Below are 25,973 nucleotides of genomic sequence, written 5' to 3' on the forward strand. Positions count from 1 at the left end.
ACAGGTGGCCTTGATGGGGAAGGCTTTCATTTAAATCTGATAAAGTTACCTTTGTAGGAAGTCAAATTCAGTTAGCCGAATTATGTCAATCGTTAAGAGAAGTGTTGCTAAAGCCCGGGAAGCCTACCATAAATTATTTCCTGCTCCTGTATTAAAAGATTTTCCTGACGAGAATTTACCCTGGATCGACCGGCCAAACCCGGACATTAACGGATTTGTCAAACAGTTTCCGAAAGCGGCTCAGCTACCCTATGATCTGGCTGAAAAACTCCATTTCTGGGAAGAACATGGGTATGTAATTCTTGAAAAAGTTATTTCGGACGAACTGCTCGACGCTTATCTGGCCGATGTGCAGGAACTGATCGATAGACATAAGGAGTATGATATCAGCATCCGCATCGACCGGCCTGAGTATGTAAAACATCCGGTGATGAAAATCCGGGATGTGCCGCGTGAAATCATCGAAGGGCAGTATATCAAGATTATGGATTTCCATAATGCCTCGGTAGCCGGTAAAAAAGTCATGCTTCACAAGGCAATCGTCTCTTTTTTGGAAGCCATTTTCAATGAAAAGGTGGTGGCTATGCAGAGTCTGACGTTTTTGTACGGTTCACAACAGGAGACGCATCAGGATTTTCCGTACGTTGTGCCGCAGGTGCCGAGTCACCTGGCTGCGGCCTGGATCGCGCTGGAAGACATCAAACCGGGTTCCGGCGAACTCCATTACTACGTTGGGTCGCATAAGATTAAGAAATTTAACTGGGGTAATGGCATCTTCTTCACAAATGAATCCACCAAAAACCCGACTGATTTTGGACATTACCTGAACGCGGAATGCGAGCGTTTGGGCTTCGAGAAAAAGACACTATTAATCAATAAAGGCGATGTGCTGATCTGGCACGCGGCACTGGTACACGGGGGCGAGCCAATCCGGAACGAGAACCTGACCCGCAAATCATACGTGTGCCACTATTCGTCGGCGCTGGGGTATTTCCGGCACCGCCACGACCTGGTCAACGAACCCGTGCGGCATGAGTTCAATGGGGCAGCGGTTTTTGCCGATCCAAAACTGACCGCGTACGAAAACTCATTTAAACGCGGTGAGAAGGTTGAGTGAAAAACCGGGCACACGACCCGATCGTCTAAAAAAAGCGCCCTCCAAACCGGAGGGCGCTTTTCGTTCTACCAATCTCAATTATAACGTCATTAGGTTAGTCGACACTCCGCACGGAACTGGCACCGGAGGTGTTCGACCGGATTGAGGCCGATCCCCGGTAGGTCAGGCTGCTGGCTCCGCTGGCTTCCGCTTCAAGCCGGTCCGTAACATGCACCCGGGCACTGCTGGCCCCCGATACATCCACCGACGCATTGGCGACTTTCAGGTCGTACGCTTTCAGCGTAGTGGCTCCTGAGATATCCCCCTCCAACCGTTTTGCCTGGCCGGTCAGCGTCACATTCGAGGCTCCCGACAGGTTAATCCGAACCCGCTCCGCGTCGACTTCAATCGTAGAGGTCGATGCACCGGAAATGGATATGCCCAGTTCCTTCAGATCCCGAAAACCGGTTACGTCCGACCGCGAGGCTCCCCCAAAATCAATTTCTTTCAGGTCGGGCATGGTAATGTTGACAGTGACCCGTTGCCGGTTGCGGTTCCAGCCCATTTTATCCTTGTAGCGAATCTGCAATTTGCCGCCCACCACCTTAGCTTCCAGGTCTTCCAGATCCGACGACCGCCCGGCTGCGGTGACCTTGTAGCTACTGCCCCGGTTCACATGAATGGTAAACGCACTACCCAGATCCAATCGGTCAAAATTGCTGACGTTGAAGGTGCGGGTTTCATCCTGAAACGCCAGGGTGTTCATGATTTCCACCAACTGATTTCCGGAAGGGCTGATGGCGGCAACCGACAAAACGGCTGTTGCCAATACAAGGGGCGTGACTAGACGCAGGGTCAATGACCGTTTCATATAAGAACGTGATTAGAAGAGTGTGAACCAAAGATGCTGTCAGGCACCCAAACGTTGCATCCCGTCCCCGTACCCACGGACTTTAGTCCGTGTTTTTATAGCTAACTTTTTTGAGTAGAAAGCAAAAAACACGGACTAAAGTCCGTGGGTACTTAGGGCTGGCGGGTCTGGCCGTTGACGCTGCTGGCTCCGCTGGTTTTGGACCGTAGGTCTTCCACGATCCCAAATTCAGCATTGCTGGCACCAACCGCTTCGACATCCGCCCGGCTGACATTCATCTCGGTGGCGTCGAGCTTGCAGGCTCCGGTCAATTCGGCGCTAACCCGGCTGGCGCGGCCCCGCAGTGTGGCTTTTGATGCCCCTTCCAGATCCAGATCAAGCTGGTCGGTTTTTACATCGAGCAGGGTTTTGCAGGCCCCGGTCAACGCAACATCCAGCTTATCCATGTTGTCAAAACCCGTCACGATCGATTGCGTCGCGCCCGAGAATTGCAGGGCATCAAGGTCCGGCATCGTAACGGTGAGGCCGATCCGACGGCGGTTGCGCCATTTGAAAACGCCTTCGTTCCGGAAATCAACGTGCAATTCGCCGTTCTCGACCCGAACCCGCAGATCGTCAATGTCTTCTTCGCGACCGTCGGCCACCACCTTAAAGGCCGTTCCCTGCTTGACCCGCACCGCAAAGGCGCCCCCGATGTCTATTTTGGTGAAATTACTGACCTCGAACTGGCGGGTATAGTCGCCCCGGTTAAAGAAATCGTCGCCCAATTCCGTCCGCAGGGTTTCGTCAATGGCATCATTGGTGTCAAAATCATCGCGGTAACTTTCTTCGTTCAGTTCCCGGGGGTAGTTGAGCGAAACCAGACCGTCAGTTTTGCTGAATTTCCAAAGGCTGCTTTTCATCCGTTCCAGTTCCTGGTTGCCAAACTCGTTGCGGATGTGCCGGGCAAACGCTTCGGTCATCCGGAACGGGCGCTCGTACGGGATGTAGACGGTCAGGTCAACATCCTGATCCCGGAACCGTGATCCCGGTTTTAGTTCGTAGCTGTCGTCGAAACGGACCAGCGAGTCTTTGACGAACCAGTTGTAAACAATCATCCGGGCATTCTGCTGCGCCTGCTGGCGGGTCGGCCCTTTTGCTTCGAGTCGCTTCGTCAGTTTCCAGGCGGTGCCGTCGATGCCTTCCAGTTCGATAGACGTGTGAAAATCGTCATTGCTCTCATCAACATCGTTGAGATCCAGGGTCGGGATAGCCGCCGGAAGGGGCAGCACCTCGGTTTCTTCCACCACACTTCGTTTGCTGAATTCATTGACCAGCGGAGGAATCGTCGTTGCCAGCCCGATCAACCCGATAAACCAGATCGACAGCAGCGTCAGCGCAATGGCCGTTGTCACCAGCGCCCGCTGCGTGATGACCATCAAACCCAGAATGGCCAGCCCCAACCCAGGCAGAAAGGCCGTGACAAAAGCCGATAGCACCATCGGGGGCGTAATTTCCCGTTGAATCAGGTAAGGAATCTCGCTGTCGCCAAACTGGAGTCCCTGGAGGCCGAAAACCGTTCCAAGTGCGCCCAGGGCCCCAATCATGACCGCAAAGCCAACCACGACCAGAAACACCCCGGCCAGCACCCGAATAATCGACACGAAGCCGCGGGCTACAGGGCCAAGGGCGCTGGCCAGCCCGTTAAAAACCGTCGCAATCAGGCGAAACGGAAACAGCAGGATTTTGGCGACCGTACTTTCTTCGGCGGTTTCACTGATATCAAGGCTGCGCTTGATATTGCTCTCGATGTTCGAGAGCGTAATGGGCTCCCCCTGCATTTCCATCTTTTCGGTTAACGTATTGGCCTGCGGAGAGATGATCCAGAGAATGATGTAGGCCAGAAAACCGGTCCCGAACAGGAAGATGGCCAGCACAAACAGCAGCCGAACCACGCCGGAGTCGATGCCGAAGTAAGCCCCAATGCCGGATGCGACGCCACCCAGCACCTTGTTGTCCGGATTGCGGTAAAACTTCTTGACGCTCTTGTCATCTTCCAGCGTCATCGAACCCGGAAACGCAATCCACATGGCGATGTACAACACCACCGTGAATCCCGAAAGGCCGCCGAACAACTCTCCTCCCCGGTCGGAAATGGATCCGCCGAAGGGCGGCAGGGCCAGAATGAGCGTCACGAAGATCAAGCGTACCCAAACCGGGTCGATGTTGAAATAATTCGCAATCCCCGAAGCGACGCCACCGGCAATCTTCCGGCGCAGGTCGCGGTACAGTTTGCGCGGGGGGGCATCGCTTGGGCGTGGAGGCACCGGGCCGCTTCCGGCGTAATTACCGGAACCCGATTGACGGCTTTCGCCGGTCGGGCCGGTTGGCTCGAACGCTGGTTGTGGGCGACCGCTGGCCGTGGTGCTGGCCCCAATCATGTCTTCTTCCTCGATGGCTTCGAAATCGGCCACGGTGCCCATCGACTGGATCAGTTCGTTGACATCCTCAAGCGTAACCACCTGGCGCGGATTGGCCTGCTTTTCGGCGGCTTTCAGCTTGTTGAGCAGTTTCTCGGCAATCCGGTTTTCAATGTCGGTAATAATTTCCTGGCTGTCCTCGTAGGTCGAAAAGTAGTGCTGAATCGACGTGAGGTACCCTTTTAATTTGTCGTAGCCATCTTCCTCGATGTGGAAAATAACTCCGCTTATATTTATGCTTATGGTCTTCTTCATGGCAAAAAGCGTGTGAAAGAGTCGAGAGGGAGTTTAGGTCAGTTTTCCTGGGTTGGGGCGGCCGGTTCGGCGGTGATTCCGTTGGCGGCTCCTTTGTGCGTTTCTGTTTTACTGACAATCGAGTTGACCGAGTCTGACAGTTCCTGCCAGGTGTCGTTCATCGCTTTCAGGGACGTTTGGCCGAGGTCGGTCAGTAGGTAGTACTTGCGCGGGGGGCCGGAAGTCGATTCGACCCATTTATAATCGAGCAAACCGGCATTCTTGAGCCGGGTGAGCAGCGGGTAGAGCGTTCCTTCCACCACCATGATCCGGGCGGATGTCAGCTCCTCCAGCATGTCGGAAGCGTATACTTCGCCCCTCGAAATGATGTGCAGAATGCAGAATTCCAGGATACCCTTCCGCATTTGCACCTGTGCGTTTTCAATATTCATAGTACGGCATGACGTTAAAAAAGTTGATGAAAGGGGAGCTGGCCGGTTTTAGGGTGGTGTTCAGAGTTCATCAGTTGTTGTTTACGTATTAAAGTGCCCAACCAGCTCCTGACTTTTCCAGTTTTGATAGTTCAAAGGTACACAAAGGTACTATGCAATGCAAGGTACTTTACTAAATTAAGAACAGCAGTGTGATGAGCGGAAAAAATTGCGTGTTGAATGGTTAATTTAGTCTGTTGTAATAATCAAAGAATAAGTTGTATGTTTATCTTTCCCTTAGTGACCAAGCCGCCATGAAAACCGTGTTACTTTGTTTCTTATTTACGTTGTTTGGTAAAGCAATTTTAGCCCAATTCGGACAATTTGGTAACGAATGGATTGCGTATGACCAGACCTATTACCGCATTCCGATTGTTCAGGACGGTGTTTACCGGTTGACGACGACGGACTTACAGAAGGCCGGTGTTCCGGTAGCATCGATTGATCCCGTCACGGTACAGCTTTTCCGGCGGGGTGTCGAACTAGCCATCTACGTGGCCGGGGAAGCCGACCACCGGTTTGATGCCGACGATTACCTCGAATTTGTGGGTCACCGGAACGACGGGCGGCAGGACACCCTGTTGTACCGACCGATGAACGCCCAGCCGCATCCCTACTACAGTATGTATTCCGACACGGCAGCTTATTTCCTGACCTGGCGGCTAGACGGTAAACCGGGCCAACGCATGGCTGTTGTGGCCGAAACCGATCCGGCGGGTCTGACCCCCGAACCCTACCACCTGGCCGAATCGCTGACGGTTTTGACCAACGAAATCTCCACCAACCAGGCCAACGGCGGGCCGTCGCCCTACCCGACGGCCAATGAGTTGTTTTTTGAAGAAGGGGAGGGGTATACCGGGCCGATGCTGAAAAAGGATAGTGTGGTCAGCCGGACGTTCCGGCTCGACGGCTGGGTGCGGTCGGCTCCCGTACCACCCGACGTAGAACTGTTGTTGAACGGGCGCGATAACACCAGCCACGTGGTGGATGTGCTGACGGGCCAACCGGGACAAAACCGGGTGCTCCGGGCGACGGCCCGGTTTGAATGGTTCCGTACGGCCCGGCTGGCGTTTTCGGTTGATCCAGAGGAAATTTCGGAAACGAATGAACTGGTGCTGTCGACTCAATCGCGCGGGTCGTTTGAAACCGACCGGTATTCGGTGAGTTATTACCGGCTGCGCTATCCGCAGGCCTTCAGCCTGGGGAATCTGACCCGACAAACCCTGAATCTGCTGCCAAATCCTGCGGGCAATTCCTGGCTGCGTTGGTCGGATGCTTCGGGTATTCCGCTGATGTACGATATAACCAACCCGGATCAGCCGCGCCGGTTGGTGCCGTTTCGCGCGGATGGTTTTCTGAACCTGATCGTAACGGATACCCAAATCGCCCGGCCCCTGCTGGTGCAGGCAACCCTGCTGACCCCGCCCCGGCTGGAACGAACGGTTTTTCGGAAAATCGACCCGGCGAAGCACAACTACCTGATCGTAAGCCACGAAGCGCTAAGAAAACCGGTCGGCAACGTGGCCGATCCCGTCAATGAATACGCGGGATACCGAGCTTCCGCTGCGGGCGGTGGGTACGACACGCTGGTCGTCACGATGAAACAACTGATGAACCAGTTCAGCTACGGCGAACGGACTCCGCTGGCCATCCGTCGGTTTGCGGATTACATGCTGACCCAAAAAACCGCATCCGCCGACACCACGAAATTCCTGCTGCTGATCGGGCGGGCCAATGCCTATTTCCCGAACCGAACGCATCCCGACCAGTATTTTCGCGATCTGGTGCTGACCATCGGCAACGTGCCTGGCTCCGACCTGTTGCTGACCGCCGGGCTGGCCGGTTTTCCGGAAAACGTACCCGCCATCCCGACCGGGCGAATCAACACCCTCCATCCGGCCGACATCCTGACGTATCTTGAAAAAGTAAAGGAGTTTGAGCGAACGCCGGACAACGCGCCCTGGCGGAAGGAAATTTTGCACCTGAGCGGAGGACATTCGGTACTCGAACAGCAGACGTTCCGGCGGATTCTGGCGGAGGTGGGCCAAACCGCCCGGCAGCAGTTTTTGGGCGCGAATGTGCTTTTTAAAGCCAAACAAACCGACGAACCCGTGGAGCGCATCGACATCAGCGGACCGGTGAACGACGGCATTGCGCTGCTGACGTTTTTTGGTCATTCGTCGCCCATCGTGACGGATCTGGATTTCGGTTATGCTTCAAAACCGGCGTATGGCTACCGCAACAAGGGCCGCTATCCCCTCATGTTTTTCAATGGCTGCGGCATCGGAAACATCTTTTTTGGTTCTACGGGCAACCTGTCGACCGACTGGATGCTGACGCCCGACAAAGGGGCCATTGCGATTCTGGCGCACAGCGGTTCGGGTTTGTCGGGGCCGCTTGAAAGCTACACCCGGCAATTTTATCAGACGCTTTTTGCCGATAGCGCTCTTTGGAATAAACCCATTGGCCTGATTCAGCAGGAAACGACCCGGCGCGTACTGGCGATTTACCAAAGTACTTATGACATTGCCAACGCGCACCAGATGGTATTGCAGGGCGACCCGGTTTTGCGGTTGTTTCCGGTTCAGAAACCGGATTTTAGCCTGAGTTCGTCGGAGGTGTTTCCGGTCAAAGCGGGAAAGGATTCGGTGCGGCTGGGCGTGGTGGTGCGGAATACCGGACGGTTTGAGGCCCGTCAGCGAGTCGGACTGGCGGTACGGCAGCGGCTGGCCGATGGGCAAATTCGGTCATACGGAACACAGGGCAACCAGGCAGTTGCGTATCTAGACACGCTATACTATGCTTTTAAACCGGATTCGGTGCAAAACGCTACGAAGGCCGAAATCCCCGGCCGGTTTGAATTGCTGGTCGATCCTGAAAACCAGATTGAAGAATCGGACGAAACAAATAACCTGCTCGTTTTCGACCTGAAACCAGACCTGGACGGCTACCACGTTGTGCTCCCGGATTCGGGCCAACGGTTTCCGCCCGACCGCTTGAATCCGTTGCTGGAGGTGACATTCGACCGCCATATACTAAATGATGGAGCTTTGGTTTCGCCTAAGCCGTTGATCCGCATTATCTTGCAGGATGAAGACCGATACCGCATTCGGCAGGATACCGTTGGCCTTGAGGTGTTTCTGAAAAAACCCTGCGGGGGTTGCGTCCTGGAGCGGGTGGCGTTGAGCAGCCCCGAGATGAGTTGGCAACCCGCCGGAGCCGACAACCGTTTCGTGCTGGATTTTTCTCCCCGGAACCTGACCGACGGCCTCTACATTCTGCAAGTCCATGCGACGGATGTGAGTGGTAACCGGCCCGGACCCGAACCGTACGAAATATCGTTTCGGGTCAAAACCGAAGACAGTTTGTCCGCCGTGCGGATGAGCCCGAATCCGTTTTCGAGCCAAACTCGGTTTCGGTTTACGCTGACCGGCGAAGGGCCGCTGGGCGAGGGGACGATTCAGATCCGGAGTGCAAACGGGCAGTGGGTCCGGACGTTGCGGCAACCGGTTCGGGTGGGCGAAAACACGGTGGAGTGGGACGGAGCCGACCAGGACGGAAGTCCGTTACCGAACGGTTTGTATTTGTTTCGGCTCGTGCTGGACGACGGTCGTCAAAAAACCGGCAAGGCGGTGTTGCATCGCTGAGTGACTGAAGAAGCATCCTGTCTAACCAGAATCTATACCCATGAAAAAACGGATGTACGCCATCCGGCTGGCGGTCTTTGCACTGTTGGTCGCCACGGCTTTAGCGGGCTGGCAACTGAGCCGTCCAAAGACCATTCCGCTAAGCCGCCCCGGTTTTGCCCTTTCCTTTGACGACCGAACCGTACATGAGTGGTACCAACTCCGGGATTTGTTCCAGCGGTACAACGCCAAAGCCACTTTTTACGTCACGCAGTCGGACCAACTGGCTTCCGACGAAATCAACAAACTCCGGCATTTGCAAAAATACGGCTGCGAAATCGGGAGCCACGGTTTTCGGCACGTCGATGCCACTGAGTTTTTGAAAACGAACAGTCCGGACGCGTACATGAAGCACGAAATCCACCCGTCGGTCGAGCATTTGAACGAACTGGGTTTTCAGGTTCGCACATTTGCGTATCCCTACGGGGCCAATCACGAGTCGGTCGAGCCGCACTTGGAGCAGCATTTTGTGCTCACCCGCGACATTTACGCCCTGCGCCATACCCTGTTCGGCCTGCATCTGGACGAGCCGATTACGATGGCCGACGCCATTTACTGCGACGGACAACCGAAAAAGCGCGTTCGGGCGCTGACCATCGACAACGAAAGTGGCGTGACCAAACACCACATCACGCAGGCGCTCCACCGGGCCAGGAAGAAAGGAGAAATCGTGTTGTTTTACGGCCACAAACCCGAATTCGAAGGCGACAACACCCATCCGCTCGGCACGGATGTCGAACTGATCGAGCACTTGTTCAAAACCGCCCAGGAACTCGGGTTGCAATCGTACACCATGAACGAAGTGGCGGAGCGGGACTAACCTTTAGTCCCAGCATTCCATCAGGAGCAGATCGCCGGTGCGGTACCGAATCCGGACAAAACCGTCTTCGGCGGCTTCGTTGCTGCTACCGGTCCGGTAGCCGAGCGTCAGGGCTTCGTCGTGCAGGTTGTATTTCAGTCCTTCCGTCATCAGCCCGTCGACCACCCCCACGGGAATGAGCGAAATCGGTGTTCCCTTGGCGTACCATTTCTCGAACGAACCGCTGAGTGGCACAATCTTCGAATGATCGTCGATCATCACCAGCTTGATGCGGTCTTTGTACCGGATGATGTTGGTGAGGTTCGTGATCGTGTGGTCGGCCCGGCGACCGGTGGCCCAGACGATGTTGACCGCCGGAAAACCGCGTTCGATCAGAAATTCGATGCCTTTGTCGAGGTCGGTTTTGTTCTGATCGGGCGTGTGAATAATCTCAATCGGATACTGCCGCTCCCGAACCAAATCAAAATCCGGCTGATCATCGAAATCGCCCAGCCAGGCGTCTACTTTAAAGTCCAGGTCCAGCACCCGCCAGATGGCGTTGTCGAGCACCAGAACAAACGGGTTCCATTCGAGCAGTTGGCCGAGCAGTTCCGGGTCGCAGCTTGCGCCGTTGGCAATCAGCAGGGCTGGTTCCTGTTTATCACGTACAATATGATGGGAAGACATGGGGGGAGTTAGGACGGGGCCGCCCGCGCGGTTAAGAGTTAAGAGTTAAGAGTTAGCTTCGCAGGAATAGAATGCGTCAGCCAACTCATAACTCTTAATTAATAAGTTGTTTTGTCTGTTTTCTGAATCCATTCCGCGAAAACCGTCCAGGCTTCGTCACGCAGGTGCTGGTGCATCGGGATACTCCGGGCTTCGCGCGGTTTGTTGAGTTCCTGGTAAATAAAGTGATCGTCGAAACCGGCCTGGGCAGCGTCGGAATGCAGGCAACCATACACAATCCGCTCGGGCCGCGACCAGTAAATAGCTCCGAGACACATCGGGCAGGGTTCGCAGGAGGTATAAATCGTGCAACCCGCCAGTTGGAAGGTGTTCAGATTCTGGCAGGCGTCGCGGATGGCCACCACCTCGGCGTGGGCCGTCGGGTCGTTTGTCGAGGTGACCTGGTTGCAGCCCCGCCCGACAATCCGACCGTCCTTGACCACCAGGGCACCGAACGGGCCACCCTGACCGGCCCGGATGCCTTCTTTGGCAAGTTGTATGGCTTCCCGCAAAAAATAAGCGTCTTGTTGCATCATAACCGTTGATTGATTTGCCCCCAACCCCCTAAAGGGGGCTTAAAGATCTGGATTTGAGAGTCCCCTTTAGGGGGTTGGGGGTACATTCAGGTTTTGTTGAATCTTCGCGGCCAACTCCGGTGTGTTCACGTTCGTGAGTTCGTTCACATCGTCGATGTCCAGCAGTGTACAATCGTGTTGCATCAGAATCAGGCGCGGATACGGTTTTCCGTCTGCCAGCGCCTGAAGCATGGCCGGGTAAGCCGCCGGTTCCCAGATGCACACGGAGGGATCGGGAAACTGATGGTCGCTGTCCCAAAACGCCGTTGCCAGCGTGTCGGGCTGACGGTTTAACGCCAGTTTCCGGAGGGATGTTTCGGATAACAATGGCAAATCGCATACCACGGCCAGCCAGGCCACCGGGTTTTCGGGTCCGGACTGAAAAGCCGTCAGAATACCGGCCAGCGGGCCTTCCACTGGGGCTGCGTCAACCAGCAGTTGAAACCGGCTGTCGGCCAGGTGCGCAGCCTGTTCAGCATTAACCGACAAAAAAACGTCGTCGCAGTAGCTTGACAATAAGTCGTACAGGTATTCAAACTGCGGTTTGCCGTGGTAGGCAAGCGTGCTTTTATCCACGCCCATCCGGGTGCTGCGTCCTCCGGCCAGCACCAGACCCCATAGGGGCGGAGTGGGCTCAGTCGGTTTTGTGGAAGTCATGCTTTCCGCCGGTTTTGTCGAGCAGCCGGGTTTCTTTGATCACAATGTCGTGCGAGAACGCTTTGCACATATCGTAGACGGTCAGGGCGGCCACCGAGGCACCGACCAGGGCTTCCATCTCTACGCCGGTTTTGGCTTCCAGGGCGGTCGTGCATTCGATGCTTACCTCGTTGCCGTTGGTCGTAATGCTGAATTTACAACTGTCCAACCCGAGCGGATGGCAGAGCGGAATCAGGTCGGACGTACGCTTGGCGGCCATCGTTCCGGCAATGATCGCCGTTTGAAAAACCGGTCCTTTCTTCGTCTGAATGTCCTCGCCCTGCAACTGCTGCATGATGGCGTCGTTGAGCACCACAATGCTCCGGGCGCGGGCCACCCGCCGGGTCACCGCTTTGTCGCCCACATCGACCATCGCCGGATTTCCTTTCGAATCAAGATGCGAAAACATAGCTGAGTTAAGAATTAAGAGTTATGAGTTAAGAGTTGCGCTGCCCGGGGTGAAAACTGGATATGAGTTAAGAGTGAAGAGTTGGCTCCGCACGGATTTTGGAAAACCAGCAGAGCCAACTCTTAACTCTTAACTCTTAATTCATAACTCCTTAAGGCTTGGTAGACGCGGTGGGCGGGGAGGCCCATGACGGTGTAGAACGAGCCTTCGATGCGCTGGATGCCGATCATGCCGATGGGTTCCTGAACGCCGTAAGCACCGGCTTTGTCGAAGGGGCGGTAGTGTTCCACATACGTTTGAATCTCGTAGTCGTCGAGCGGGTTGAAGTAAACCGTGGCGATGTCGGTGAACGACACGGTTTCTTCAGCCGACAGCAGGCAAACGCCCGTCATGACCTGGTGTGCCCGGCCCGAGAGCCGCCGGAGCATTCGGACAGCTTCGTCGGCATCGGCCGGTTTGTTCAGAATATCGGTATCGACCACCACAATCGTGTCGGCACACAACACCAGTTGATCGCTCAGATCGTCGCGAAACCGGTCGGCTTTTTGCCGGGCCAGAAACGCCGGGACCTCCGGAATGGGCAGGTTGGCCGGGAATGTTTCGTCGGTCGGGCGAACTTCTACGCGGAAGGTACAGCCCATCTCCCGCAGCAGTTGATGCCGTCGGGGCGAGTTGGAAGCCAGTACCAGGGGCCGGGTCAATTGCATGGAATTCTTAAAAATTTATAGTATACTTTAAACTAGTTGGGATGCAATCGCATCTTCTGAGTACAAACATAACACCTAAACCGTCGTGAATACACCCATCGAAATCCGAATTGGCACCCCAAACGATGCCGTTCCACTGACCGATCTGGCGATTCGGACCATGCGGGCGGCTTTCGGACCTCCTCACAATCCGGCGGATGTGGTGGATGCGTATATAAAAAATTCGTTTTCGGTCGAACAGATGCAGCAGGAACTGAATGATCCGAAAAATACCTTTTTGCTGGCCGTTGACTCAGATTCGAGTTTAATCGGGTATGCGAAGTTGCGCCGGATTCGGCCCCCGCGTCAGCTCCAGGGGCAACGGGCGATCGAAATTCAGCGTTTATATGTAGCAGAAACCCAGATTGGCCGGGGGCTGGGGCGGCAGTTGATGGAACGTTGTTGGCAAGAGGCTCAGTTGGCTGGCTATCCGGTTGTCTGGCTGGGTGTCTGGGAGCGGAACGAGCGGGCCATCGGTTTTTACAAACAGATGGGCTTCGAGCGGTGTGGGTGGCATTATTTTCAATTTGGTCCAGAGCGGCAACGGGATTTTTGGATGAAAAAAGACGTGGTGTAGTGTGAATACCTTCAGCGGTTATCCAAACGGTTTTGCGTATTTTCCCTTCCTGCGAACAGGTTGGCTGACCGGCTTTTGGCTGCTGCTGGCGGCTTCAGTTGCAATGGCTCAGGAAATTAAGATTCCCGTTCCGAATACGAAGACCGATTCACTCAGCCGGTCTGATTCGCTGGCGAAAGTCAGCCGGGACAGTGCGCTCGCCATTCGCGACAGCGTTTTTTACACGAGCCTGAAAAGGAAGATGTACAAGCGCAAAATCACGCGCGAACTCCACCGGCTGCTTTTTCACGACATGTACAACAGCCGGCAAAAAACCGGTACGGTGAATGAAGACGTCAACGAAATTGAAGCCAATCCTTTTGCCGCTTATCGGGGACGAATTATCAACAAAATTTTTATTCGGCGGCTGAAGGTGTTTGGCCCGAGCGTGTACGATACGCTCCGCCAGCCCCGGAGCTGGCTGGAACGAACGGGTAGCCAACTTCATGCCGATACGCGCGAGGGCGTCATCCGCCGGTCGTTTCTGCTCTTTGAAGAAGGCGATCGGGTCAGCCCGGATACACTGCGCGACAACGAGCGGCTGCTCCGTACCTCCAATGTGTTTCATGATGCCCGGATTATCGTGGTGCCGCACAACGGCAGCCGGGGCTTTGTCGATGTGTACGTAATTACGCAGGATGTCTGGTCACTGATTCCGTCGGGGAGCGTTGGCGGATTCAACCGATTCGACCTGCGGCTCGACCAGCGAAACTTCCGGGGGCTGGCCCATACGTTCTCGAATCAGGTGCTGTACAATGCCGACGACCCCTTTCAAAAACTCGAATACCGGGGCCGATATGTGATTCCGTACATCGGGAAAACGTTTTTTACGGGCCAGGCCGACCTGGTCGAAACCCGCGATCTGAAACAGTATGCATTGCGGTTTTACCGACCCTTTCTGACGCCCGATACCCGCTGGGCCGGTTCGGTGGAGCTCAGCCACAACCGGTTTCCCCGCTACCGGGTTTTTTCGGAAGAGGCCGATAGTGTGCAGTTTACCAAACTAAGCTACAACTATTACGATATGTGGGCCGGTTATTCGTTCAAACCGTTCTTTAGTTTTCTGGGTGAAGGTGATGACCGGACGCGGCTGGTCGTGGCGGCCCGGTTTACGCGGCTGGCCTTCACGACCCGGCCGGAAGTACGGTCCGATACGAATCAGTTGTTTCAGAACACGAACGCGACCCTGTTCAGCATCGGTTTGTCGCGCCGACGTTACGTGCGTGATGTCCTCATTTATGGTTTCGGACGAACGGAAGACGTGCCGTATGGAAGCCTGGCGGCTATTATAATGGGACACGACAATGCCGAACTGGGCCAGCGGAAATACCTGGGATTCAGCTATTCCAAAGCACACTACCTCGAATCGTTCGGGTACCTTTACGGGGCCTTGAACATCGGAAGCTACCTGCGAAACAATCAGGGAATCGAGCAGGGTGTTCTGACACTGGAATCCAGTTATTTCACGCCTTTGCGAACCACTAGCTGGGGAAACTGGCGGCACTTTATTAATTTTCGGTATACGATGGGCTCGCAACGGTTTAACAATGAGTTTGTTACGCTGAGCGGCCGCGACCGGCTGGGCATCAACAACGACCGGCTGCGCGGCACGAAACTGCTCTTGACCAACATCGAAAATATTTTATTCTCCCGGTTGAACATTGTCGGTTTTCGGGTTGCTATCGTCACCTTTGCGAACCTCGGCCTGGTTACTTACCAAACCCGTCGGCTTTTCCAGGGACCGCTCTACCAAGGATACGGCGTGGCGTTTCGGTTGCGGAATGAGAATCTCACTTTCAATAGTTTTCAGATCCGGATCGCCTGGTATCCGAACATTCCGGGCAACTCACAACCTTTCCGACCTGCTTTTGAGGGCGTCCCAACGGCCCGCTTCCGCGACTTCGCCACGTCGGCTCCTGAAATAATTCCGTTCCGGTGAAACTTTTTTGAAATATAGTGTTGTTACATTAAATGTATAGACATTATATTTGCAACATTACTAGAGCATGACAGTTAGCTGGTAAATGATACTTTTGTAGAAAATGCGCAGGCTGTCTCTCTTTTATCCTGATGACCACAATGCCGATCGAAAATGATATAAAACAAACCACGTCGTTCAGGTCGTCGTATCAACGAATGATCGTTAACCTGATGTACACCAATGGCTGGCTTTGCGACGAGCAGATGCACCTGCTGAAGCCGTACGGGTTGACGATTCAGCAATACAACGTCCTGCGGATTCTGCGGGGCCAGTATCCGAATCCGGTCAAGGTGGCCGACATCACCGAGCGAATGCTGGACAAAATGTCGAACGCGTCGCGTCTGGTCGATAAATTGCTGGCCAAGGAGTTAGCACAACGGACCGAATGTCCGAATGACCGCCGGGCGGTGGATGTCGTGATCACCGACAAAGGGCTGGAGTTGCTAAAAATTCTGGATCAGCACCAGAGTCAGTGGGAAAACCGGTTTCATAACTTGTCTGAAGCCGAAGCCGACGAACTGAATCACCTGCTCGACAAACTCCGTGGTTCGGTGTAGCCTTTTTTACGTTTGAAACCTAATCTACTTTTTTAAATAAACAATCAACCAAAAGTTAACTCTCATGTACAAGCAAATTTTGACCGGAATTGTCGCTATTGCAGTGGCCGTCAGTACGCCTTCATTCGCCAACGGAACCATCAATCCGGGTGCCAAGAAAACCGTAGCGAAAAGCACGACCTACAACATCGACGTTGATAAAAGCGTCCTGACCTGGAATGGTAAAAAAGTAACGGGCGAACATACCGGCCCGGTTAAAGCCGAAAAAGGCTATCTGACCGTGAATGGCGGTAAACTGACGGGCGGTGTGGTCTCGATCGACTTGCGGACGATGACCAGCACCGACCTGAAAGACAATAAAGAGTACCACGACAAACTGATCAATCACCTGAAATCGGACGATTTCTTCTCGGTTGCCAAACACCCGACGGCTACTTTCAAAATCACGAAAGTGAAGCAGAACAGCGGCAATACGGCGGATGTAACCGGTGACCTGACGATCAAAGGAATTACGAATCCGGTAACTTTTCCGGTAACAGTTTCGGTATCGGGCAACACCTTGACCGCAACGGGTAAAGCCACCATCAACCGGGCGAAATACGATATCAAATACGGCTCGAAGTCGTTCTTTGATAACCTGGGCGACAAAGTGATTTATGATGATTTCACTGTCGACATGAACATCGTTGCGACGGCCGACAACGCTTCGTCTGCCAAAGCGAAATAAGCAGATTCCGTACGTTCCGTAAATAAAGCCGAAAACCGCATCCCAATCATCCAGGGTGCGGTTTTTTCGTACCCACGGACTTTAGTCCGTGTGAGTTAATACCAACTTCTGGATTTGGAATCACTCACACGGACTAAAGTCCGTGGGTACGTTACTGAAACTTCGGCAAATCGTCCAGAAAATCAACGGTTTGGAGCTGGTGATCGACGCAACAGCAAAAATGCGTCAGGCCGTTGGTTATTACCAGGTAAGGCGCCTGATGAACATGGTTGTAGCGGGCAATCTGATCGAAGACGCTCTGCGTGACGGCCACGTGCGGAGCTTTGCATTCCACTAGTAGAAACGGTTTTCCGGCCCGGTCGTAGACGAGAATATCGGTCCGCTTCCGCAATTGATTCAACGTTAACCCGCCCTCGGTTCGGATCAGGGCTTTGGGGTAGCCATACTGGTTCAGCAGCAAATGAACGACGTGCTGGCGTACCCATTCTTCCGGCGTAATGAGCACATACTTCTTTCGGAGTACATCGAAAATGTACGGTTTCCCGTCGATCTGCTTCGTATTGTACGCAAAAACCGGTAGGTTTAACGATTCCATTTCTCAAAAATAGGGAATCTGATGGATTAAACGGGAATCCGCCGACAGCTTTCCAATTGTCGATTTCAACCCACAACACTTCGCAACATGAAAACGAAAGACGAAATCGTGCAGAACTGGCTGCCCCGCTACACAGGTACACCCATTGAGCAATTTGGCGAATACATTCTGCTGACCAATTTTATCAACTACGTTGAACTGTTTGCCCAGAAGTTTAATGTCGAAATGTATGGGCTGGGCCGGGCCATGCAAACCGCCACAGCCGACAACATCACGATCATTAACTTCGGCATGGGCAGCGCGATGGCAGCTACGGTCATGGATTTGCTGACCGCCGTAAACCCGAAAGCCGTGCTATTCCTGGGCAAATGCGGAGGGCTAAAAAAAACGCTGATCGGCGACCTGATTCTACCGATTGCGGCCATTCGGGGTGAGGGAACCAGCAACGACTACCTGAGGCCCGAAATACCGGCCCTGCCCTCATTCCGGTTGCAACGGGCGGTTTCGTCGATGATCAAAAAACACGAGCTGGACTACTGGACAGGCACGGTTTATACCACTAACCGGCGCATCTGGGAACACGACGAAACGTTCAAGGAGTACCTGCGCGAAATCCGGGCGATGGCGATTGACATGGAAACCGCCACGATTTTCACAGTCGGTTTTGCCAACTCCATCCCGCACGGCGCGCTCCTGCTGGTGTCCGACAACCCGATGGTGCCCGAAGGCGTCAAAACCGAAGAAAGCGACAAGCGTGTGACGGGCCTGTTCGTGGAAAAACACCTCCAGATCGGCATCGACGCCCTCCAGGAACTCGCCACCTCCGGCGAATCGGTCAAACACCTACGATTTGAATGAAGAGTTAAGAATTAAGACGGGGCGGCCCCGTCTTAATTCTTAACTCTTCATTCAATTACAGTAGTCGCTGATGGCTTTGTAGGAGGGGGTGTAGCCGAGTTCGCCGGCTTTGCTGAGGTCGAGGCAGCCACCGTTTTCGTCGCCCAGGCTGTGGCGGATAATACCCCGGACGTAATAGACTTCGGCGTACTTCAGATCAAGCTGAAGGGCGCTGTTGCAGTCCAGAATGGCCCCTTTCTGATCTCCCTGCTGCGAACGGATCAGTCCCCGCGTGAAATACGCTTCGGAATAGGTGGGGTTGAGTTCGATGGCTTTGTTGAGGTCGGCGGTGGCACCTTTAATATCGTTAACTTTGCTCTTGCTGACAGCCCGGTTGAAGTAGGCTTCGGCCCGGTCGGCCGAGAGGGCGTCGATTTTATTCCGTTGCTGCACGGCATTCCGCAGCCCGTCGAGGACGGTTTTCGAGATTTTACCCGAATACACCACCTTCGTTTCCGTCAGGTTGGCGTTGTTAGTTTCGATGGCCGTGTTAAAATCCTGAATAGCCCCGCGTTGGTCGCCAATCTTACCCCGGCTGAAACCCCGGCCGTAGTAAGCCCGGTAGTTGGCAGCATCAATGGCAATGGCGCGGTCGTAATCGCCCATCGAGCCTTTGTAATCGTCCAGTTTACTTTTGGCAAAACCCCGGTTGTAGAAGGATTCGCCGTCTTCAGGGGCCAATTCCACGGCTTTGTTCAGGTCGTCGATGGCCTTCTGGTATTGAGCCAATTGAATCAACGACGCTCCGCGACCGGCATACGCCTGCGCCCGCTTTGGGTTCAGGTCAATCACTTTGGAGAAGTCCGCCAGACTACCCGCAAAATCATCCAGTTTCTGTTTGGTAATGCCCCGGGCATACAGCGCCTGGATGTTACTTGGGTCGAGTTCGATGGTTTTCGAAAAATCCTGCAAAGCGCCCCGGTATTGCTCCAGGCGGCTCCGGCTGACGCCCCGGTGGTAGTAGGCCTGTGCATCGTCGGGGGCCAGTTCGATGGCCCGACTGAAGTCCATCAGGGCGGCCCGGTGGTCGTCCTGCTTGCTTTTACTGACGCCCCGGCTCAGGTAGGCGAGCGCATCTTTTCCATTCAGTTCGATGGCGCGGTCATAATCCAGAATAGCGCCCCGGTGGTCTTTGAGGTTGGCTTTGGCGAGTCCCCGGTTGTAATAACTGGGCGCATTTTCCGGGTTCGCACTGATCGCCATGCTGAAGGCCTGGAGCGCACCGACAAAATCGCCCGATTTACTCTTGGAAATTCCGGCTTCAAAAAATCCGGCGGCTGATTGTTGCGCACGTAAGGCGCTGCTGATCCATAAAAGACAGACCAGAAAGGAAACAGGTCGGTAAATTTTAAGCATATATGTGGTTACGGTAGAGGAAAATCAAACGCTAAAAATAGGGCTTGATTGTCTATACATCAACTGGCGGTTGCAATAAATTTTCCCGTACCCACGGACTTTAGTCCGTGTTCTTTTACCAGCTTATTCGAGTTTTCAGCTTAAAAACACGGACTAAAGTCCGTGGGTACGTTAAATCTGACAATTTGCTTCGAAATTCGGCCATTTTGTCTTGATTATATTAGGCATTTCAAAAATATATGTCAAAATGGCTGGTTTTGATACGATTTTTCGATTGGTACACAAGTTGATTAAAGGGATAGTGTAGTCAGAAACAACGAACATAATTATAGAAAAGCCATGAGAACGTTAGTGCAATACAACCAGCTTCCTTCTTTCTTCGATCAATTCGTAAACCGCGAATTCAACCGGCACTTTAACGCTCCGGTGTTTGGCAAAGAAGGATACACGACCGTACCGGCCAACATTAGTGAGGATGAAACCGCCTACCACCTTGAGTTAGCTGCGCCCGGGTTGAAGAAAGAGGACTTCGAAATTAAACTGAACAACAACCAGTTGACGATCTCGGCAAAACAGGAGCAAAAATCGGAAGAAAAAACCGAGAAGTATACCCGCAAAGAATTTAGCTACAGCTCATTCGAACGGAGCTTCCGGTTACCGAAAAATGTAAATACGGAGCAAATCCAAGCCGCTTACACCGACGGCATCCTGAAAATTGACCTGCCGAAAGTTGAAAAACCGGTGGTCGAACCCAAACAAATTGCAGTAGCGTAAGGTTAGTAGACGCATAGAAAGAAACCCCGGTCTGTTCGGACCGGGGTTTTTGTTTACGTACCCACGGACTTTAGTCCGTGTTTTTTTACCAGGCTATTCGAATTTATAGCTCAAAAAACACGGACTAAAGTCCGTGGGTACGGTGGAAAAACGCTTCCAGTTTGGCGGGGTCGAGGTGGCCGTTGGTGCGGACCCCGCTGCAAATGTCCAGTCCGAATGGCTGCACGGTTTCGATGGCTTCCCGGACATTTTCCGGTTTTAGCCCACCGGCCAGAAAAACCGGTATCCGGCTTTGGTCTACAATCCGGCGGCTCAGCGCCCAGTCGTGCCGACGGCCTGTTCCGCCGAGTTCCTTCACGGCCAGCTTTGGGTTGCCCGAATCCAGCAGCAAGGCGTCTACTTCTTCTGCCGACGCCAGCGCTTCGTCGATGCTAAGTTCGTCCAGCACATGAATCACCTGCACCAGCTTAACGCCCGGTAAAGCTGCCCGCAAAACGCGGTAACTTCCCGCAGGTAGCGCATCGACCAGTTGAATCGTATTCGTATAGACCCGGCGGTGGTGTTCGATTACGGCTTCGGCCGTCGGTTCACTCGTCAGGAGAAACGTAGCAATGGGCGGAGGGACGCTTTGGGCAATCGTTCGGATCAATTCATCACCGATGACGCCCGGCCCACTGGGCATCTTGCCCACTAAACCGACCGCCGAGGCCCCGGCGCGGATGGCTAGCCGGGCTTCTTCGGGGCTGCTGATGCAACAAATTTTAACGTGCATACCGAATTTATTCGTCCGTTTGGGTGGTTATAAAAGCAAAGTACGAACATAGAACGGACAGTTTGGCTTTATCAACGGCAGAAACCTGGTCCAATCCTTATTTTTTGGCATGAACACCCCGAATGATCCCTACGCTGCACTTCGTTATCCCGAATTCCGTTTTTTTGCCGCCAACAGCTTTCTGATCACCGCTACCCTTTTGATTCAGGAGGTAATTCTGGGCTATGAGCTCTACAAAATGACGCACGATCCGCTGGCGCTGGGCTTTGTGGGGCTGGCCGAAGCCTTGCCGTTCATCGCCATGTCGCTCTTCGGCGGGCACCTGGCCGACCGGCGCGAGAAGCGGTCCATTCTGCAAATCAGTCTGTCGGTGATCATTCTGGGGTCGGTTATTCTGTACCTGGTGTTTCAGCCCTCGGTGGTCGCTCATTTATCGCAAACCGTTCAACTGGCCGTGATTTATGGGGTTCTGGTGCTGATCGGCACGGCAAAAGGTTTTTATTCGCCGACGAGTTCGTCGCTGAAACCGTTTCTGGTGCCCCGCGAGTTGTACCCCAATTCATCGACCTGGAGTGGGTCGGCCTGGCAGGCCGGGGCCATTGCTGGGCCGGGTGTGGCCGGTTTTCTGTACGTTTGGCTGGGACTTGACCATTCTTTGCTGGTCGTGATTGGCCTGCTATTGGTGTGCCTGGTGCTGATTTCGATGATTAAAAAACGACCGGTTCCGGCGACGGATCGCCCGACAGACAGCCTGTGGTACAGCCTTAGCGAAGGCTTCCGGTTTGTATTCAAAACCAAGATTATTCTGTATTCGATTTCGCTCGATTTGTTCTCGGTACTGTTCGGGGGCGTCGTCGCCATGCTGCCCATTTTTGCCGAAGATATTTTAAAGGTTGGGGCCGAAGGGCTGGGCGTACTGCGGGCGGCTCCGGCCGTGGGAGCCATTAGCACCATGTTGCTGCTGACCCGGTTTCCGCCTACGCACAACGCCTGGCGGAACATGCTCATCGCCGTGCTCGGCTTTGGCGTTTTCACCCTGGTCTTTGCGTATTCTACCCATTTCTGGCTGTCGGCGCTCGCGCTGTTGCTAACCGGCGCGTTTGATAGCGTCAGCGTGGTCATCCGGAACACCATTCTGCAAATTTTTCCGCCCGACCATATGCGCGGCCGGGTGGCGGCTGTCAATGGCATTTTTGTCAGTTCCTCCAACGAGATTGGGGCTTTTGAGTCCGGCGTGGCGGCCCGGTTGCTGGGTGTGGTGCCATCGGTGGCGCTGGGCGGAGTGATTACCCTGTTGGTGGTGGCGTATGTCTATGCCAAATCCAAAGAGCTTTTTACAGTGCGGTTAAGTTAACCGGTTCTTTGCTAACAAACCGGTCGAAGGGTTGGAATAACGGCGGCAGTATCGTTATTTACAGCATAAAAAGGCAAACCCTCTCCATTTGAACCATGCGTTTACTAACCGTATTGCTGGGCGGCAGCGTGTTGCTGGCCACTACCCTCACGGCGTTTGAGTCGCCGAAAAAAGAAAAGAAACTCGTCAAGGTCTGGGAAACCGATTCGACGCTGAGCGTGCCGGAATCGGTTTTGTACGATACGAAAGGAAATGTGCTGTATGTCGCCAACATTGTCGGCAAGTCGGATTCACTGGATGGCGACGGTTTTATCTCGAAAGTGTCGCTGGACGGCAAGATCGAAAACCTCAAGTGGACTACCGGGCTGAATGCGCCCAAAGGCATGGGAATTCACAAAAACCGCCTGTATGTGACGGACGTCTATCGGCTGGTCGCGATCAATTTGTCGAACGGGCAGGCCGAACAGACCTGGGATGCGGTCGACAAAAAGGCGTTTTTGAACGATGTAACCGTGGACAAAGACGGAACCGTTTATGCCTCAGACAGCCGCAACAGCAAGATTTACCGCCTGAAAGACAGCAAATGGGAAGTCTGGATTGATGGCGGTGATCTGAATAATCCGAACGGGTTGCTGGCTGTCGGCACGAAAAAGATGATGGTCGGCAGCACCAAAATTGGGGCCTTGCAATCGCTGGACGTGGAAACCAAGCAACTGACCAAAATTGCCGACGGCATGGCGAACACCGACGGTATTGTGGCCGTTGGCAAGGATTACATCGTGTCGGACTGGAGCGGTCGGCTGTTTTACATCACCGCCGATGGGCAGAAACAACTGCTGATCGATACGCGCACCGAAAAAGTCAATTCGGCGGACATTGATTATGTGCCCAGCAAAAAACTGGTCGTGGTGCCGACCTTTTTCAAGAACAAGCTGGTGGCGTATCGGCTGGAGTAAGCAGTAAAAACCGTTGTCAGGCTTGCAAGCCTGACAACGGTCAGTCGAAACTTTTTTTGCAAGCAATTTAGTTCCGGCGAAAGAAGCCTTACGCCAGCAGCCGACTCACCGCCTGCTGCACGTTTTCGGCTCCGAAGCCCTGGAAAACCGTGTTCATGTAGGCCGCAATTTGCTCGTTGCCCAGGTTGCCGAGGCTGCCTTCGTGCGTGTGGTGCAGGTCGCGCGGGGCGACGTAGGTTCCGTCTTCCACCTCGGTTTTGATAATCCGGTAGGCTTCCCGGAACGGAACACCCTCCAGCACCAGCGCATTGACCCGCTCGACGCTGAACAGCAAATCATATTTCGGATCATCGAGCAGATGGGCTTTCACCTGAATGTTTTCGAGCATAAAATCCGTGATTTCCAGGCAATCCAGCAGTTCGTCGAAGGCAGGCATCAGGATTTCTTTCAGGAGCTGCATATCGCGGTGGTAGCCGGACGGCAGGTTGCTCATCACCAGCGTGACCTCCATGGGCAGGGCTTTCAGGCGGTTGGTTTTGGCACGCAGCAGTTCGGCTACATCCGGGTTTTTCTTGTGCGGCATGATGCTCGAACCGGTCGTCAGGGCATCGGGCAGGGTTAGAAAACCGAAGTTCTGGCTGTTATAGAGGCAAATATCCATCGCCATTCGCGAGAGCGTAGCTGCAATGGTGGCCAGGGCCGTCAGGGCGGTTTGCTCGGTTTTGCCCCGGCTCATCTGGGCGTACACCACGTTGACGTTCATGCCTTCAAAACCGAGTAGCTCGGTGGTCAGCGTCCGATTGAGCGGAAACGACGACCCGTATCCGGCTCCCGAGCCCAGCGGATTGCGGTTCGCCAGGCGGTAGGCGGTTTGTAACGTCAGCATGTCGTCGGCCAGGGCCTCGGCGTAAGCGCCGAACCACAGCCCGAACGACGACGGCATGGCGATCTGCAAATGCGTGTAGCCCGGCAATAAGTCGGTTTTGTGCTGCTCCGAACGGGCAATCAGCCGGTCGAACACCCGGCGGACGGCTTCGGCCACCTGCCAGAGCCGGTCGCGGGTAAACAGTTTCAGATCAACCAGCACCTGATCGTTCCGCGACCGCCCACTGTGAATTTTCTTGCCAACATCGCCCAACTTGCGGGTTAGCATCAGTTCGACCTGCGAGTGAACATCCTCTACACCCTCTTCAATCATAAACTCCCCCCTCTGAATTTGCTGATAGATATTTTTTAATTCATCATTCATCATTTCTAATTCATCATTCGAAATGAGTCCGATGGTTTCGAGCATGGTGGCGTGGGCAAGGTTGCCGAGCACGTCGAAGGGCGCCAGGTAAAGGTCCATTTCGCGGTCACGTCCGACGGTAAACCGCTCGATTTTCGCAGCGGCTGCCGTAGATTGAGGGTCGGTATTGTCTTTTTGCCAGAGTTTCAAGGGACAATCAAGTCAGTGGAAGGGGCAAAAGTAAGCGGTTCTTCGTAGATTTGTTAAAAAACAGGCGAGTTATGGAAGCAGTAATCACGCAGCCGGAACAAGTTCGTCCGGACTATGAAGCGGAACGCGGGAAAGCTATGCCCAGTAAAAACCATTCCTTAATTCAAAGTCGCTTACTGGTGGCTTTGTCCATCCAATACGGGAAACAATACGATTTTTTATCGGAGGTGAGTCTTGATATGTCCGGCAAATGGGTGGTTCCCGACATTGCGGTTTATCCTAAACTGATTTTCGACTCCCTGCACGACGAGATCCGGATGACGCAACTGCCGCTGGGCATGATCGAAATTTTGTCGTCGTCCCAGAGTCAGGAAGAGTTGGTGGAGAAAGCGAATCACTATTTTGCGGCAGGTATTCAATCCTACTGGCTGGTCAATCCTCTGTTCAAGATTATTCACGTCATCCACAGCCCGAACACCTACAAAAATTTTATCGAAGGAACGCTGACGGACGGAAAACTGGATCTGTCGCTGGAACTGGCTGAGATATTTCGCTAAAAACACGAACCCGTCTAATCACCTCAACTGACTAAACGGGTCAACTGACTAAACGGGTTCGGGGAATCAGGAAAGAATTACCGGTTCAGGAAGGCCGAATACATCCAGACCAGTTTTTCCTGCTCCCGAATGTAGTCGCTCATCAGGGCGTTGGTCCCTTCGTCTTCGATGTTGGCCGACAGCGTCAGCAGGTGCCGTTCTTTTTGCAGCAGGACTTTGAACGCATCCAGAATCTCGGCGATGGCTTTCCGGCCGTCCGATACTTCGTTGCTTTCGGCAATGCCTGATAGCTTGGCATAATCCGAATACTTGTGCAGCGGGGTGTGGCCCAGCGTCAGAATCCGCTCCGCGATTTCGTCGATTTTCAGCAGCGAGCTGGTATACAGTTCTTCAAATTTGAGGTGCAGTTCAAAAAACTTATCGCCTTTGATGTTCCAGTGGTAGCCGCGGGTGTTCTGGTAGAAAACGGAATAATTCGCCAGCAGTTCGTTCAACAAAGTAGCTAATTCTTCGCTTTTTTCAGTATCGAGTCCAATTCGATTCAAGGTTTCCATGTGTTTGTTGGGATTGCGTTGTTTGCGGGCGGAAAAGTAGGCAAAATGCCT

25 protein-coding genes are annotated in these 25,973 nt (G+C 53.8%); 12 read left to right on the plus strand and 13 right to left on the minus strand.

What is annotated here, in order from left to right; genetic code table 11:
- Positions 1 to 82 precede the first annotated feature (82 nt).
- Positions 83 to 1,117 carry a phytanoyl-CoA dioxygenase family protein gene (locus ACO2Q8_RS12320; protein ID WP_423345113.1) on the plus strand — a complete coding sequence of 345 codons (1,035 nt, stop codon included), beginning with the start codon at positions 83 to 85 and terminating at the stop codon, positions 1,115 to 1,117.
- Positions 1,118 to 1,211: 94 nt separating this feature from the next.
- Here ACO2Q8_RS12320 and ACO2Q8_RS12325 read toward each other — a convergent pair whose 3' ends face one another.
- From ACO2Q8_RS12325 to ACO2Q8_RS12335, 3 genes are all read right to left on the minus strand, one after another.
- The gene (locus tag ACO2Q8_RS12325; RefSeq protein WP_423345114.1) at positions 1,212 to 1,967 is read right to left on the minus strand and encodes a head GIN domain-containing protein; all 756 of its coding nucleotides are present in this window, start codon (positions 1,965 to 1,967) and stop codon (positions 1,212 to 1,214) included.
- A 152-nt stretch (positions 1,968 to 2,119) separates the two neighbouring features.
- On the minus strand, positions 2,120 to 4,681 hold the full coding sequence (locus ACO2Q8_RS12330; protein WP_423345115.1) for a PspC domain-containing protein: 2,562 nt from the start codon (positions 4,679 to 4,681) through the stop codon (positions 2,120 to 2,122).
- Between the two features lie 38 nt (positions 4,682 to 4,719).
- A complete protein-coding gene (locus tag ACO2Q8_RS12335; RefSeq protein WP_423345116.1) occupies positions 4,720 to 5,112 on the minus strand; it encodes a PadR family transcriptional regulator in 393 nt (130 codons plus the stop codon).
- 293 nt (positions 5,113 to 5,405) lie between these two features.
- On the opposite strand from ACO2Q8_RS12335, the gene ACO2Q8_RS12340 reads away from it, so the two are divergent.
- The gene (locus ACO2Q8_RS12340) at positions 5,406 to 8,798 is read left to right on the plus strand and encodes a C25 family cysteine peptidase (protein ID WP_423345117.1); all 3,393 of its coding nucleotides are present in this window, start codon (positions 5,406 to 5,408) and stop codon (positions 8,796 to 8,798) included.
- A gap of 40 nt (positions 8,799 to 8,838) precedes the next feature.
- Complete coding sequence (locus ACO2Q8_RS12345; protein WP_423345118.1) at positions 8,839 to 9,657, plus strand: polysaccharide deacetylase family protein; 819 nt, start codon at positions 8,839 to 8,841, stop codon at positions 9,655 to 9,657.
- A gap of 3 nt (positions 9,658 to 9,660) precedes the next feature.
- Here ACO2Q8_RS12345 and ACO2Q8_RS12350 read toward each other — a convergent pair whose 3' ends face one another.
- The 5 genes from ACO2Q8_RS12350 to ACO2Q8_RS12370 form a co-directional block, all read right to left on the minus strand.
- Positions 9,661 to 10,323 carry a thiamine diphosphokinase gene (locus ACO2Q8_RS12350; protein ID WP_423345119.1) on the minus strand — a complete coding sequence of 221 codons (663 nt, stop codon included), beginning with the start codon at positions 10,321 to 10,323 and terminating at the stop codon, positions 9,661 to 9,663.
- A 98-nt stretch (positions 10,324 to 10,421) separates the two neighbouring features.
- A complete protein-coding gene (locus tag ACO2Q8_RS12355) occupies positions 10,422 to 10,898 on the minus strand; it encodes a nucleoside deaminase (RefSeq protein ID WP_423345120.1) in 477 nt (158 codons plus the stop codon).
- A gap of 66 nt (positions 10,899 to 10,964) precedes the next feature.
- Complete coding sequence (gene mobA / locus ACO2Q8_RS12360; RefSeq protein ID WP_423345121.1) at positions 10,965 to 11,594, minus strand: molybdenum cofactor guanylyltransferase; 630 nt, start codon at positions 11,592 to 11,594, stop codon at positions 10,965 to 10,967.
- Positions 11,572 to 12,042 (minus strand): cyclic pyranopterin monophosphate synthase MoaC, encoded by a 471-nt coding sequence (moaC, locus tag ACO2Q8_RS12365; protein ID WP_423345122.1) that lies wholly within the window; start codon positions 12,040 to 12,042, stop codon positions 11,572 to 11,574. Before moaC ends, mobA begins: the two co-directional genes overlap by 23 nt.
- Before the next feature lie 122 nt (positions 12,043 to 12,164).
- Positions 12,165 to 12,749 (minus strand): Maf family nucleotide pyrophosphatase, encoded by a 585-nt coding sequence (locus ACO2Q8_RS12370; protein WP_423345123.1) that lies wholly within the window; start codon positions 12,747 to 12,749, stop codon positions 12,165 to 12,167.
- Positions 12,750 to 12,834: 85 nt separating this feature from the next.
- On the opposite strand from ACO2Q8_RS12370, the gene ACO2Q8_RS12375 reads away from it, so the two are divergent.
- From ACO2Q8_RS12375 to ACO2Q8_RS12390, 4 genes are all read left to right on the plus strand, one after another.
- Positions 12,835 to 13,365 (plus strand): GNAT family N-acetyltransferase, encoded by a 531-nt coding sequence (locus tag ACO2Q8_RS12375; RefSeq protein WP_423345124.1) that lies wholly within the window; start codon positions 12,835 to 12,837, stop codon positions 13,363 to 13,365.
- Between the two features lies 1 nt (position 13,366).
- Positions 13,367 to 15,343, plus strand: a complete 1,977-nt coding sequence (locus ACO2Q8_RS12380; protein WP_423345125.1) for a hypothetical protein — start codon at positions 13,367 to 13,369, stop codon at positions 15,341 to 15,343.
- A gap of 140 nt (positions 15,344 to 15,483) precedes the next feature.
- A complete protein-coding gene (locus ACO2Q8_RS12385; RefSeq protein WP_423345126.1) occupies positions 15,484 to 15,942 on the plus strand; it encodes a MarR family winged helix-turn-helix transcriptional regulator in 459 nt (152 codons plus the stop codon).
- A 64-nt stretch (positions 15,943 to 16,006) separates the two neighbouring features.
- Complete coding sequence (locus tag ACO2Q8_RS12390) at positions 16,007 to 16,669, plus strand: YceI family protein (protein WP_423345127.1); 663 nt, start codon at positions 16,007 to 16,009, stop codon at positions 16,667 to 16,669.
- 151 nt (positions 16,670 to 16,820) lie between these two features.
- Here ACO2Q8_RS12390 and ACO2Q8_RS12395 read toward each other — a convergent pair whose 3' ends face one another.
- Positions 16,821 to 17,264, minus strand: a complete 444-nt coding sequence (locus tag ACO2Q8_RS12395) for a type I restriction enzyme HsdR N-terminal domain-containing protein (protein WP_423345128.1) — start codon at positions 17,262 to 17,264, stop codon at positions 16,821 to 16,823.
- Between the two features lie 87 nt (positions 17,265 to 17,351).
- On the opposite strand from ACO2Q8_RS12395, the gene ACO2Q8_RS12400 reads away from it, so the two are divergent.
- Positions 17,352 to 18,122, plus strand: coding sequence for an AMP nucleosidase (locus ACO2Q8_RS12400; RefSeq protein ID WP_423345129.1), 771 nt, complete (start codon positions 17,352 to 17,354; stop codon positions 18,120 to 18,122).
- Positions 18,123 to 18,173: 51 nt separating this feature from the next.
- Here the strand turns inward: ACO2Q8_RS12400 and ACO2Q8_RS12405 are convergent, their stop codons facing one another.
- Positions 18,174 to 19,517: a tetratricopeptide repeat protein gene (locus ACO2Q8_RS12405; RefSeq protein WP_423345130.1), complete on the minus strand. Its 1,344-nt coding sequence runs from the start codon at positions 19,515 to 19,517 to the stop codon at positions 18,174 to 18,176.
- A 339-nt stretch (positions 19,518 to 19,856) separates the two neighbouring features.
- On the opposite strand from ACO2Q8_RS12405, the gene ACO2Q8_RS12410 reads away from it, so the two are divergent.
- Complete coding sequence (locus ACO2Q8_RS12410; protein ID WP_423345131.1) at positions 19,857 to 20,291, plus strand: Hsp20/alpha crystallin family protein; 435 nt, start codon at positions 19,857 to 19,859, stop codon at positions 20,289 to 20,291.
- A gap of 124 nt (positions 20,292 to 20,415) precedes the next feature.
- On the opposite strand, the gene ACO2Q8_RS12415 is transcribed toward ACO2Q8_RS12410, so the two are convergent.
- The gene (locus ACO2Q8_RS12415; protein ID WP_423345132.1) at positions 20,416 to 21,063 is read right to left on the minus strand and encodes a phosphoribosylanthranilate isomerase; all 648 of its coding nucleotides are present in this window, start codon (positions 21,061 to 21,063) and stop codon (positions 20,416 to 20,418) included.
- A gap of 109 nt (positions 21,064 to 21,172) precedes the next feature.
- On the opposite strand from ACO2Q8_RS12415, the gene ACO2Q8_RS12420 reads away from it, so the two are divergent.
- Both ACO2Q8_RS12420 and ACO2Q8_RS12425 read left to right on the plus strand, forming a co-directional pair.
- On the plus strand, positions 21,173 to 22,417 hold the full coding sequence (locus ACO2Q8_RS12420; RefSeq protein WP_423345133.1) for an MFS transporter: 1,245 nt from the start codon (positions 21,173 to 21,175) through the stop codon (positions 22,415 to 22,417).
- Positions 22,418 to 22,512: 95 nt separating this feature from the next.
- Entirely contained in the window at positions 22,513 to 23,373 is an 861-nt protein-coding gene (locus ACO2Q8_RS12425) for an SMP-30/gluconolactonase/LRE family protein (RefSeq protein ID WP_423345134.1), read from the plus strand.
- A gap of 88 nt (positions 23,374 to 23,461) precedes the next feature.
- Here ACO2Q8_RS12425 and argH read toward each other — a convergent pair whose 3' ends face one another.
- A complete protein-coding gene (argH, locus tag ACO2Q8_RS12430; RefSeq protein ID WP_423345135.1) occupies positions 23,462 to 24,811 on the minus strand; it encodes an argininosuccinate lyase in 1,350 nt (449 codons plus the stop codon).
- A 71-nt stretch (positions 24,812 to 24,882) separates the two neighbouring features.
- Between argH and ACO2Q8_RS12435 the strand changes: the two genes are divergently transcribed.
- Positions 24,883 to 25,368 carry a Uma2 family endonuclease gene (locus ACO2Q8_RS12435; RefSeq protein ID WP_423345136.1) on the plus strand — a complete coding sequence of 162 codons (486 nt, stop codon included), beginning with the start codon at positions 24,883 to 24,885 and terminating at the stop codon, positions 25,366 to 25,368.
- Between the two features lie 77 nt (positions 25,369 to 25,445).
- On the opposite strand, the gene ACO2Q8_RS12440 is transcribed toward ACO2Q8_RS12435, so the two are convergent.
- Positions 25,446 to 25,922 (minus strand): Dps family protein, encoded by a 477-nt coding sequence (locus ACO2Q8_RS12440; RefSeq protein WP_423345137.1) that lies wholly within the window; start codon positions 25,920 to 25,922, stop codon positions 25,446 to 25,448.
- Positions 25,923 to 25,973 lie beyond the last annotated feature (51 nt).

Source organism: Larkinella sp. VNQ87 (assembly GCF_049445795.1).
Lineage (GTDB): Bacteria > Bacteroidota > Bacteroidia > Cytophagales > Spirosomataceae > Larkinella.